Origin of the sequence: Nostoc sp. KVJ20, assembly GCF_001712795.1 — a bacterium.
Classification (GTDB): domain Bacteria; phylum Cyanobacteriota; class Cyanobacteriia; order Cyanobacteriales; family Nostocaceae; genus Nostoc.
On sequence record NZ_KV757585.1, the window covers coordinates 1 to 11,993 of the forward strand.

The following is an 11,993-nucleotide window of genomic DNA, read 5'->3' on the forward strand; positions in this document are numbered from 1 at the left end:
GTTAGTGAAATTGATGCTGCTTCTAATAATGGTGTAGATGATGCCCGTGCTTTAATTGAGCGCAGTACCTTAGCACCTGTTGCAGGACGTTACCGAATTTTTATTCTCGATGAGTGCCATTGTCTAACCGGTAACGCCTTCAATGCTTTACTTAAGTGTATTGAAGAACCACCACCTCATGTTGTTTTCATTCTCTGCACAACAGAACTGCACAAGGTGTTACCTACCATTGTCAGCCGTTGCCAAGTGTTTAATTTCCGCACTTTGTCTGTTCAGGCAATTGTGCAGCACCTCGGTATTGTAGCAGATGCAGAATCTATTTCTATTGATGATGAGGCACTAACAGCGATCGCACGACTCAGCGATGGTGGACTCAGAGATGCACTGCAATTACTGGGTCAGGTGAGTCTTTTAGATGAAGATATCACTACCAATCATGTCATGGAAATCGCTGGTGGTGTAACAGAAACAGAATTAATGTCAATTTTACAGGCAATTTCCACCAACAACACCTTTAACTTGCTGCAAGTAGCAAGACTTCTAGTGGACTCTGGTAAAACGCCCAAATTGATTCTCTCCAACTTACTGCAAACATACCGAGATTTACTGATTATCAAGTCTGCACCCAAAGAGCAATCCCTGCTAACTGGTTGTGTGAGCTATGCTCAACTCAAGGTTTTAGCAAATCACTGGAATTTCGAGACGCTGAATTTGTCCCTAACAGAGTTACAAAAAGCAGAAAACTATCTTCGGTACACAGTAAATGCTGCTGTGTGGCTAGAAGTTTGCTTACTGAACCTGATACCCAGTTTATTTCCTGTCAGTGCAACCAAGACGCTAACTGCCAAACCTGTGCATGACGGCAAGTTGCTACCGACAGTTGGAGTATACACCACAAACAAGGTGACAGCTAAACCTGTAGATGACAATTTGTTACCAACAGTTGCAGCCAATACCGCTAACCTGGCTCAAATTTGGCTTTCTGTGATGGATATAGCTAAACCTAGTAATCAAAAGCTGTTGGCTCATGCTCATCTCGTTAAATTGCAAGGTGACAAGGCGATTTTAGAGGTTACACCAGCTTACTTGAATAAGTTTGAAAGTAGTAAAGAGGCGATCGCTAAAATGCTGCAACGAGCTACCCAAAGTCAACAACCAATGACTGTGTTAATTAAAACTGCCAACAAGAGCAGTAATGGGAGGGTAAAAGCATGATTGTATTGCTGACAGGTGATGACCAACACGCCATCCAGGAACAGCTAAATCAATACAAAGCAGAGATTGATGCTCAATGGCTCACACTTTGCTATCACCGATTTCCAGCCGATCGCCTTGACCGAGCTATCAGTGTAGCTCGCACTCGTTCCCTGACTGGTGGTAAAAAACTGGTAATTGTGGAAAATTGCCACCTCAAGCAGTGGGGTGATACTGAGCTGGAAACTTTGCAGCAGCTTGTTCAAGTGCCTGAATTCACAATTCTGGTGTTTGTCGCCACCAATGTAGATAAGCGCCTGAAGATTTACAAACATATTGTCAAGTATGCCAAGTTGTTTGAGTTTCCATTGATACCACCTTGGCGTACTGATTTAATTGAGAAGGCGATCAGTACTCAGGCTAAAAAAATCAAGCTGGTGCTGTCAAAGGGTGCAGTGGAATATCTAGCAGAAGCAATTGGTAACGACATGACTCGTGCAGCCGCTGAGTTACGCAAACTGTATACCTATGGTAAGGGCAGACAACTTGAGCTTGCAGAAATAAAAGAATTAGTACCATGTCAAACTCAGAATAGCCTACAACTGGCATCTGCTATTCGTCAAGGAGAAAGCAATCAAGTTTTGCACCTGCTGGATGATTTACTGTCACGCTCGGAACCATTAATGGTAATTGTTGCTACTCTCCTAACGCAGTTTAGAACTTGGCTGTGGATTAAGTCTGCGATTGTTTCTGGGATTAAGAAAGATAGTGAATTAGCTCAAATGTGCAGTATCAGCAATCCTAATCGCATTTACTATTTGCGTCAGGAGGTGGCAAATACAAGCATCAATGCTTTAGCTAAAGCAGTGACTATGATGCTGGATTTGGATATCTCTATTAAGAGAGGTGCTGAAAGTAAGGATTTACTGCTAATAATTCTTAGTGTTAGCAGGTTATTTAAGTTAACTTAATCAACATAAAGTTGACTGAGAGTTTTGGATTTTGGATTGTATATTTGATTCCGGTCTAAAATCCAAAATCAGTTATTTAAGTAAGTCAAAGTCAATATTTCACGTTGGTAAAAGGCAGGAGGCAAAGGAAATAAGGCATATGGTAAGTACCATAATAGTCAGCCAGGTTTCTGTGAACGCTTGATGTGAACCACCACTTTTACTTACACCAGATGGAGGAGGTATTAAACGATCTGTTTACCACTTTATTTTGCTTGATAACTTATCGAACTTGTATCAATGTCAATAATAACCTTACCGCCCCCATTTTTTTCTACTTGTCGCCAAACTTTATACCCATCAACAATTGCCTTCTCCCAATCACCTAGCGAACACTCTCGAACTTCTAAATGCAAGGTCATATTTTTTATAGTTTTCAATAGTTGGTCATCTATCGTTACAACCCCTTCCAAAAACCCATGATCCTTGGCATAGCTGAATACAAGTGCTGATATACCTTCATCAATAGCTATTGCCCGACCACCATCTTCAACCTCGTCAATACGAGGATTACTTTTACGCTTGCGTTTAAGGTTACTGCGAATGACTGGCGACCATCCCAAAACAGCAGCATAGGACAAATGAAAAATATCATGAAAGCGATAGCCATCACTAAAGTAGGAGTTATCGGTAAGGTAATTTCCAATCTGTTGACCATTAATAAATGCTCTCACTTTCACTGAGTTATCTTCGCTCACTTCAGTAAGATATAGCTCAAACTGTCGCGGTAAACTTTCGTGTTCGGAAAAGTTACTATCAAATATGTAGGCTGTAGTTTGACTATCTATTTGTACCGAATCTCTTCTTCCCCAACGGTCACGACACTTATTCAGATTAATTTGTGCAATTTCTGCCAAATCTAGATCAAATTTACTGGCTACGTTAGCAACGTACCAAAGTAAATCCCCTAACTCTTCTGCAACACAATCTTTAAAAAGTTTATGTGCATCTTTATCCCGGAGATGCTTTTTATATTCAGCGAGGAGTGAACCTGCTTCACCAACCAAACCCAGCAGAGGTATGATTATTCCATCTCCACTTTTAGTAGGAACTTGATCAGTTTTCAGGGCTTGTTGTTGATACTTACGAAAATCCATTATCCACTCCTTATCTTGAGATTATATTTGGTGTTGCTGATTATGGGCATGAAAAAATAGAGTCTGAAAGCAGGCTCACTTGGCCATGCTAAAGTTGCTGAAGCAAAGCCTTCTGTAGAGTTATCGGAGTTGATTAGAAACTTTTGCAAGGAGGGCAAATAATTTTAAATTTTTTAAATTTGCACCCCTCGTTTAGTAATACCTTCTATTTAGATTTGGAAGCAGCTTGAATTTTTATATCCTCTTCAATAGCTTGGTTAATTTTCCATTTTGGTGGATACCAATAACTAATTGGTTGTACGTTAACTGAATACTTTTGCTTTATACGTGTTCTTCCTGATATTCCCGATATTTCAGGGTGTTTCATCCGAGAATACTTATCTACCTCACAAAATAGATTTTGGCAGTCGATTAATTGCAGTCTCCGTCCCCAGAGGGAATGATAATTTAGTCCTAATCGCTCAAACTCAGATTCTTGGATATCTGCCATGAATTTAATAATTTCTGGTTCGTTTAAACCACCCAGGTCAAGAAAACATTTGCGGATACCATCAAGCGCACCAGGACCAGGAATTACAAACTCCATCTCGCTATAGCTAGTAATCTCGCTATAGTTAACATCAGTTATAAACTGGTATGCCAAAAAATCGCCAATAGTTGGATAATTATGTAATAAATCGAAACCCTGGTGCATATTCCGTGAATCTGCTAGCTTCTGTGGCAGATCATCAGCCATCATCTTCTCAATCAACTTGAGATTATTGCGGTGCTTTGTAGTATATCCAAATGTTTTGCCACCCGATGGCATGATATATGCCGCAGAATAGATAGTCTGACCGGACTGCATGGTTTCTGTGAGGATTTTATCGTAGCGTTCAAAGCAATAGTCAGCATAAGTAATATGTCCAATATTTTTTTCTAGAAGCTGCCAAGTTTCAATTTTGTTGAAAATTTTGAAGAGGATAATTCTAAAGAATACCTCATTGATTGAAGATGGTAGATCGTCCCGATAGATGACATTTCGTATCAAGTACTGGCTCGTGCGGTCGCTTGCGCGGTAGGCATTGGTAAATTTGTATGTGGAAAGAATTGGATCATCAGTCCAAGGCACTTGTGCATTTTCTAGCTTCTTGTAAAATATCTTTTGTCGTTCGGCAGCGAATTGCCAATAAGTATTGAATACAACTGTAGGCTTGGCGGGTAGAATATGTGAAATGATAACTGGCGATGAGATAGGTTTTTCTCCACTATCGCCAATTCCAAGACTTAACTGTTTGTTTTGATTGGCGTTTTCGCTAGACTGTTTCTGACGTTTTATTCCCATTTTATCTCTCTAAAGAAACATTTCTGTTTCCTTAAATCCGTAAAGTACTCTCACCCGCAAATATCTTTTATTAAGCTTGTCTGGAAAAAAGCTATGTTTGATCTATTGTATGTTCGCAAGTTGTTTGTTGCATAATATTCCGAGCCGCCTCTATAACTGGAGTTAAAGTTGGCGATTTTGTTCCAATTCTTTCTAATTTTGCTACACCTACGAAGCAGTTCATCCGGTCAAATGTCAGTCCCATTTCGTAAGCCATGAAATTGCCTAATCTGCATAGTCCCAAGTAGTTGCCGTATGCTTTATCAAAAAGTTGTTGGGTTGCGTAGAAAGCATTTAAAACAAGGGTTTTATCTTGATTATTTGGTACAAAGCTAACATGTTGTAAACAAGGAAAGCCTAGTTGCCTACAATTAGGAATATGGTCTCGCCCTGGATCAAAGATAGAAGCTTGGAACATACTTCTTCTGATTGTTGGGTGTGAATTATACTCAAAAATGATGTGTTCGAGTTGGTTGCCATTGTGGGGACCAGAACCAAAATCAATCAGCCTTTCAAAGTAAATACCACGTCGGTTTTTCGACGGTTCAGCAGCTTTGTATCTGGGAAGAGCATTAAGATAAATCTCAAAGAATTTCTTTCGGTCATACTTAGCCATTCGCCAGAGAGAGCTAGGAAAAATCGTATTTGCAACTGTGTGAATTTTTTGTTTTTTGTTCTTTACAAGGCAATTATCAAGAGCATCTCGAACTGATTTGTCTTCATTTACAATACCGCTGCTAAAACCTGTTAAACTAACCACCAATGGCGAAATTTCTTTGCCAGGATTATCGATAATGTGTAGAAATATACGACTCCAAGCGCAAGATAGGTTTGTTTCGTTAATGGGGAGAGGCGCACTATTACTCATCTTCCGGCTCCTCAAGATGGCGATATTTGCTTAGTCCTACAAACTGATAACGCGAAACCCGAACAAAAGCTGCCCACTCAGCGTCATGACAGTAAACGCGCACAATACCAGGACGGTTAGCTTGGAAGAGACGACCCTGTGAGTGATTTTCTTGGAAAGTGATAGTGTCGTTCGTTGCTTCTGCTGTGTTTGGTAGTAGAAGATGACTTCCAACTTCAGCATCAAGTGTAGGCATTGACCAATGTGCATCAGCAATTATCAACGGTTCTGCTGATGAACGCCCAAGAAAATCTTGGCGGATAGACTTGGGTGTAGATTTTAGAAGTGACGCAGCTTTGATGCGATTAATCATTTTTAGGGTATAAGTCATGTGATTGATCAGAGTCTCGTACCCAACACCAAAACTACAGGCAATCGTGAAAATCTGAAGTGGCGTTGCTGAAGCAATATCCCAGCCACGCGAAGCAAATGCTTTTCTCACCCCCAAAGTTGGCATAAGTAAGAAACCTGCAAAGGAGTCAACCAGAAACTCGTCAGGATGGAAAGTCTTAGATTTCTCCGAATCCTCTGTTAGTTCATCAATCGTTGAACTGTGTCCAAAAACGTGGTGTCCGAGTTCATGAGCGCAGGTAAAGTTACGCCTAGTAAGGGGTCGCAGCGCAGAAAGCCATATTTGTGGTTCATCTCCTTTGAGATATATGCCTTCCATGCTACTAATATCAACAAACTTAACTTTGACATTGAGTTTGTCGCACAAGTTATAGATACAAGCTGGGCTTTTAAGGTCTAGACCAGCTTGTTTCCGAATATCGATTGATTTAAGCATGGCCTGTTGAGCCAATTCTTGCCTCTGATTAGCCACAGATTTTTTCCTACACTTGGTATCAAGGTAACTAATATTACTAATCACAGGTTGTCTCTCCCCGTTCGCATTGAAGCAAGTAATGTTAACAGTCGGTCTAAATCTTCTGGCTTAAGCTTTTGGAGTTCTCTAGCAGCAAGCTGAAGTTTATTGTCATGGACATCGACCTTATTCGCACCTTCACCAAGTAGCCATGACACACTGACATCAAAAATTTCTGCAAGCTTTGTAATTTCTTCGGCGGAAGCATTTCTCTTGCCAGCCTCTATTTCAGAAATAGAGGGTCGATGTAGACCAAGAGTTTGAGCTACCTGAGCCTGAGACAAACCTGCCATCTTACGTGCTTCGCGAATGCGAGAAGCAATTATTGCTTTCTTGTCTTTTGCTTCAGTCATCTCCGTTTTTCCTCTTTACTGACGATTTCACAAACTACATCAGCTGATTCGTTGATGGTGAGTCGCCGCGTGCAATCCTCTGACAAAAAAATGTTTTTGTCATTAGGGATGTTCACGTTAAGTTCCGTAGCCAACATAGTGATGGCAACAGGCCAGAGGTAACTGTCAAGCCATGCTAAATCATTGATAGGACAAGTTGTTTCTGTGATTGGCTGTCCTTCATATCCGCTATCGCTCTGGATTTCTTTAAACACTTCTATGAGCTTGACCTTTACATTTTCTGGGGTCATAGTGCAGCACACTATATTACCGTTTGTAAGAAAATCTTACCAAGTGTAGGATAAAATGTCAATCGGAGTTCAGGGTAATATTTAGGCATTTAGATGTTAATCATCTCAAAGTCCTTGAAACCGACCAGAGGTAAGTTATATGTAGCGCACTGTGTGCTGAATATTCTTATGCCCAGGGTGAGCAATACGTAGTAAAGGTTATAATAAATACATATTTTTTCAGTAGCACTCCCCCAATGGGGGATTTTTTAGGGCAGTGAGCGAAGACTACGACTATGACCACGCCCAACTACAATGCCCTGCTACAAAGCTTTTGGACACCACCTCGTACACCCATTACAGAAAATTCCAACTCAAATAACCATCCTACTGAACCAACAGATATTACTGAATTTCTAGGTGAAGATTTACTATGGCAACAGACTATCCCTGCCAAAGAACCTAATCTGAAAAATATCCCTAATGACCTGCCAAATAAATTAATTAAAGCACTTCACTCATTAGGAATCACCCAACTTTACTCTCACCAACTTCAAGCATTACAAGCAATTAGACAAGGTAAAAGTTTAATCCTCACCTCTCCCACAGCCAGTGGCAAAACTCTCAGCACATACCCCGCCATTCTGGAAGGTTGTATAAATCAAGAACACCGAGCATTAGCATTTTATGGACTGCGAGCATTAGCACTAGACCAGTTCCACAAAATCTCTGAACTACTCTCTACCATACCCACACAATCCAGACCTATACTTGCAATGATCACTGGAGATGTCAAATCAGAAAAACGAGAACAAATCCTCAAGAGTGAACCGCATATTTTAGGTGTCACACCAGAATTAATCCACTTTCAACTCAAGCAAGCCTGGAAATCCGCGCATTGGGCAAACTTTTATCAGCGATTACGCTATGTACTGCTTGACGAAGCTCATACCCTCTCAGGTAGCTATGGCGCAAATATGTCCTGGCTGATTCGTCGCATTAAACTAGCAGTAGATCATTACGGTGGCGACTCCAAGAAACTGCAATTTATCTTCCTGAGTGCCACTTGTGGTAATCCTAAACAACTGGCTCTGAAAATCTCTGGTTTGAAACCAACTAAACTCAACCCCAAACCCCTGATTTGGATTCGCAAAAGTGGAGCAGCTTCACCATCTAGACAAATAATTATCACTCAGCCCAGTTACAATTTGACTGGTGATACCGCTCGAATAATTCAATTTTTGCTCAATCAAGGTAAATCAGGTATCGCCTTTTGTAACTCCCGACGCAGTGTGCGGGAACTAACAGAATTACTCAAATCAAACCAAGTAGCCGCCTTCTACAGTGGCATAACTTCTGAGCGTCGGACAGAAGTAGTTGACCAACTCCAGTCTGGCACGATCAAGTGGATTATTGCCACAGAAGCATTAGAAGCTGGAATTGACCTACCAGAATTAGAATGTTGCATTTTGCGTGGCTGGCCTGGTTCTAAAATGGCATACCAGCAACGCAGTGGCCGCGCCGGACGTTCTCAGTCTGGACTGACAGTGCTGCTTCCCAATGCTCTCAATCCCATAGACTGCTATGTAGCAGAACATCCAGAAATGCTGGTATCGCCAGAAGCTGAGGAAGTATTCTTTAATGACGAATATCCCATCTTTGCTGCTAAACATTTGATGTGTGCAGCCGCAGAAACTGGTATTCCTACTAATAAAATCAAGCACTACTTTGGCACAGCCGCTTACGAGGTAGCAAAACTTCTGTTAGCCCAAGGGCATCTAAATAAAGGTCGTAATGGACTGTGGGCAAAGGGTTATCCTCATAAAGATGTTAACTTTCGGGGTGGCTTATCCCAAACTACCATCAAGCTAGTAGATGCAGAATCTGGGGAAGAACTGGAGGAAATCTCAGAAGATATTGCTCACCGGGAAGTCCATCCCCAAGCCATCTACAAACGACAAGATGCCAATGGACGAATGCTGACTTATCAGTGCATCTCCCTTGACTTGAACAGCAAGCAAGCAATTTTAAAACAGACAGCAGATAGCTCACTGTTTACAGTTGCAGTTACAGACTCAGAAACCAGCAGCCTAACAGTGCTGACAGATCCGGTGAAGTTACCATTGCTGTTTTCTCAAGTCATTGAAGTTGATGACTGTCAGGAATACTTAACCCTGGAACTTAGTTTTGGTGAGGTTAAACACATTACCAGTGGTTACAGTTTAATGACCCAAATCTACGAGCAGACTTGTTTGAACAAGCGGTGTCTTAACTACAAAGAGCCGCTACCTAAAGAACGTCGTTGTCCACTTTGTAGCAAACTCACACGTAAGGCTGTAATTGTGAAAACCCTGTCAGAAGAAAAGTTTGAGCAGCCTTTCCGTACTCAATTTTCAGCACCAATGGTCAAAGTAGCGATAAACTCAAGTGCGCGGGAATACCTTCAGCACAATGCCTTGGAAACTAGAACCAATTTAACCCGCAGTGGAGAACCGATTCCCCCTGGCTATCAACAGTTATGGGAATATTCCAGTCCCTTGATTGCTATCCACAGCTTTGGGCATCAAATTATGAGAGCGTTACAGCTGGTGGCTAGAGTTGACCCAAAACAGGTGAATTTTACAGTAGTGAAGGAGTTAGGGGAAAATAACAATTACACAGGCTATTTCTATGATACTAGTGATGGTGGTAATGGTGCGGCTGAGGCTGTGTTTAAGCATCTGCCAAAACTTGCTGGTGCTGCTAGAGCGATCGCACTAGATTGCAATTGCGATACTGGCTGTGCCAAGTGCCTAATTCAACATGGTTGCCCTGATGGTAACACTGCTTTATTAAAGCAAATGGGATTACTGTTGTTAGATGCGATGGTCTCCGACCGACCGGAGGTCATCGCCTCCGACAAAATGTAGCCCATCGCTACACCTGATGTTTGACATGATCATCGTCGTAGACATCGCTCAACTTCCAGATTTTATTGTCCCAGATACTCTATCACTGCCTCCAAGTCTGCAATCGCCCGATTAAATCGATTGAGCATTGCTTCTGCTACTTCTGGTTGAGCCTTGACAGTTGGTAGTTTTTCCCTTACTACACCTTTGAGTGCTTCTAGCCACAGCGACAAATTTGTATGTCCAACTGCTGTCAACAATCCCATGTTGGTGAGAACTGACAAATGAAACCCAAGTTGGTCTTGTCCACCATAACCCAAATATCCGTTGCTCAGTTCTAGTTTTTCTGGAGTAAATTCAAAATACTGGTCAGAGGTAATACCAGCAGATTCTAGTTTGGGTTGTGGTAATGGAGGTTGGGATTGAGTCATTATCAGTTAGGATTGTTGTACAGCAGGTAATTTTGACATTTGCAAAACACTGTCTGACCAAGTGCCAAGTTCTTGAATAATCTGGTTTTTAGCTTCTGTGTTATTCCAGGCTTGTTCCCAGTTAAACAGCCAGCGTGTGAGAAACCTTCCTAAGTTTGCTAACTCAAAAGCATTGTCAATATCTATATCTGGGGCTATCCACTCAAGAAAATACATCGTCTCTCTAATCAGGCTTTTGACCACATCCTCATCCGTAGAATCACTGAAAAGTTGACTTATCCGTGCTAAATTAATTGCCAATTTTCCCAATCTAACAGGAATACTATCTTGCACAAAGGTTTCTTGCTCATAAGTTAAGCCACTATTCATCCCAGAAACTCCATAATAATTGCGGCAACAATATCTCTAATCTTAACGTCCATAATTTCCATTGAACGATTCTGTCGGGGACGGAGATTAACCATAGACTCATAGATTATCTGTTGTGTATCAGGTCTAAAACTAGCAGCCCAAATATCGCTCTGCTTACTACCATCTTCTAGCAACGCCTGTTCACAGTAAAAGTGCATTTCACCTCCCCCAGCCAGAATCCGATGTTCAATATCTACCGCTACCTTAATATAAAACTTTAACTCTTGTAGCATCTGCTCAATTTGCCCCGGTGTAGCACGAACTCTAATAATCTCAATCAAAAAACTTACTCCTATTAAACATACGCTTGCCCTGGCTATCTTGCCTAATTACATTAGCCTTCAACTATCAACATAAAAACCCAATTAGTGCATAACTTTGTAACTAAATTTTCTACTTCCTGCAACCGACAATACGCTGTATATCTGTATTTAAGCATGATTAATCGAAGTAATTAATTTGCAGCTTACCGCTGCATGGGAGAGATGTTATATTCTCTCCAACATGCCAGTAATTAATCTTGCCGATATTCAACAAATTACTAAAACACAACAACAAGTCCTATTCGCCAGTCAAAAATTTCATCCGAATCGCTCTGCCTTTGACTCTATAATTGCAGATAACTTCTCTTTGGTGATGAGACAACTATTTTTAGGACTGACTGTAGAACCTTTATTAAATGCCTATCCTCAAATTGCTCAGTGGGTTTCTCAAATACAGGAACTTGCACCGGAAATTTTTCAATTTCGGAAAAAATTATTAGTCGATAATCCAGTTATTGCACCTCTTGCAATTAATGACGATAAACAGTTTATTCAAGTATTAACAAATATAGCATTTAAACAAGGTATTCCCAGGCTTTATGAATGGGCTATACGCCATCCATATTTAAGCTGGCAAGACCGGGTAAAGTTGTGGACTACGACTATACAATACTCAGTTATTCCTGACCAAATTCAACTCGTAGTTTTAGCATTACATCCTGTTAAACCAGCCCAAAGATTAAATGTACGCTGGAATAAAAAGGATCAGATGCAGACTGAAAAATGGTTAATTAAACTACTGACTCAATCTCCAGATAACAAATCACAATCAAATATAGTCATTCCTGAGTTATCGTCAATGGTCAATTTAGAAGCTATTCCAGAAGTCAAGATTTAAGAGGCTAATGCCTCTGCCATTGGCAAATGTTTATTAAAGATAAC

General features: G+C 40.9%; 13 protein-coding genes. 4 read left to right on the plus strand and 9 right to left on the minus strand.

Annotated elements, in window-relative coordinates; translation table 11 throughout:
* A partial coding sequence (dnaX, locus tag A4S05_RS08670) for a DNA polymerase III subunit gamma/tau (protein ID WP_069069432.1) occupies positions 1-1,215 on the plus strand: 1,215 nt, incomplete at its 5' end.
* Complete coding sequence (gene holA / locus A4S05_RS08675) at positions 1,212-2,165, plus strand: DNA polymerase III subunit delta (protein WP_069069433.1); 954 nt, start codon at positions 1,212-1,214, stop codon at positions 2,163-2,165. The genes dnaX and holA, both read left to right, overlap by 4 nt.
* A gap of 245 nt (positions 2,166-2,410) precedes the next feature.
* On the opposite strand, the gene A4S05_RS08680 is transcribed toward holA, so the two are convergent.
* The 6 genes from A4S05_RS08680 to A4S05_RS08705 all read right to left on the minus strand — a co-directional run bounded on the left by A4S05_RS08680 (position 2,411) and on the right by A4S05_RS08705 (position 7,079).
* Positions 2,411-3,301 carry a nucleoside triphosphate pyrophosphohydrolase family protein gene (locus A4S05_RS08680; RefSeq protein WP_069069434.1) on the minus strand — a complete coding sequence of 297 codons (891 nt, stop codon included), beginning with the start codon at positions 3,299-3,301 and terminating at the stop codon, positions 2,411-2,413.
* Between the two features lie 205 nt (positions 3,302-3,506).
* Positions 3,507-4,625, minus strand: a complete 1,119-nt coding sequence (locus A4S05_RS08685; protein ID WP_069069435.1) for a nucleotide kinase domain-containing protein — start codon at positions 4,623-4,625, stop codon at positions 3,507-3,509.
* Between the two features lie 91 nt (positions 4,626-4,716).
* The gene (locus tag A4S05_RS08690; protein WP_069069436.1) at positions 4,717-5,532 is read right to left on the minus strand and encodes a thymidylate synthase family protein; all 816 of its coding nucleotides are present in this window, start codon (positions 5,530-5,532) and stop codon (positions 4,717-4,719) included.
* A complete protein-coding gene (locus A4S05_RS08695; RefSeq protein WP_218107937.1) occupies positions 5,525-6,394 on the minus strand; it encodes an ImmA/IrrE family metallo-endopeptidase in 870 nt (289 codons plus the stop codon). The genes A4S05_RS08690 and A4S05_RS08695 overlap by 8 nt, the downstream gene beginning before the upstream one ends.
* A 44-nt stretch (positions 6,395-6,438) precedes the next feature.
* Positions 6,439-6,789: a helix-turn-helix domain-containing protein gene (locus A4S05_RS08700; RefSeq protein ID WP_069069437.1), complete on the minus strand. Its 351-nt coding sequence runs from the start codon at positions 6,787-6,789 to the stop codon at positions 6,439-6,441.
* Positions 6,786-7,079: a hypothetical protein gene (locus A4S05_RS08705; RefSeq protein WP_069069438.1), complete on the minus strand. Its 294-nt coding sequence runs from the start codon at positions 7,077-7,079 to the stop codon at positions 6,786-6,788. The genes A4S05_RS08700 and A4S05_RS08705 overlap by 4 nt, the downstream gene beginning before the upstream one ends.
* A 275-nt stretch (positions 7,080-7,354) precedes the next feature.
* Here A4S05_RS08705 and A4S05_RS08710 point away from each other — a divergent pair, with 275 nt between their 5' ends.
* Entirely contained in the window at positions 7,355-9,967 is a 2,613-nt protein-coding gene (locus tag A4S05_RS08710; RefSeq protein ID WP_069069439.1) for a DEAD/DEAH box helicase, read from the plus strand.
* 62 nt (positions 9,968-10,029) lie between these two features.
* Here A4S05_RS08710 and A4S05_RS08715 read toward each other — a convergent pair whose 3' ends face one another.
* The 3 genes from A4S05_RS08715 to A4S05_RS08725 are packed head-to-tail and all read right to left on the minus strand — an operon-like array spanning position 10,030 to position 11,069.
* Positions 10,030-10,377, minus strand: a complete 348-nt coding sequence (locus A4S05_RS08715) for a hypothetical protein (RefSeq protein ID WP_069069440.1) — start codon at positions 10,375-10,377, stop codon at positions 10,030-10,032.
* A gap of 6 nt (positions 10,378-10,383) precedes the next feature.
* Positions 10,384-10,746 (minus strand): hypothetical protein, encoded by a 363-nt coding sequence (locus tag A4S05_RS08720; RefSeq protein ID WP_069069441.1) that lies wholly within the window; start codon positions 10,744-10,746, stop codon positions 10,384-10,386.
* On the minus strand, positions 10,743-11,069 hold the full coding sequence (locus A4S05_RS08725) for a DUF5674 family protein (RefSeq protein ID WP_084227035.1): 327 nt from the start codon (positions 11,067-11,069) through the stop codon (positions 10,743-10,745). Before A4S05_RS08725 ends, A4S05_RS08720 begins: the two co-directional genes overlap by 4 nt.
* A 178-nt stretch (positions 11,070-11,247) precedes the next feature.
* Here A4S05_RS08725 and A4S05_RS08730 point away from each other — a divergent pair, with 178 nt between their 5' ends.
* A complete protein-coding gene (locus tag A4S05_RS08730) occupies positions 11,248-11,949 on the plus strand; it encodes a hypothetical protein (RefSeq protein ID WP_256090878.1) in 702 nt (233 codons plus the stop codon).
* The last annotated feature ends 44 nt before the right edge of the window (positions 11,950-11,993 follow it).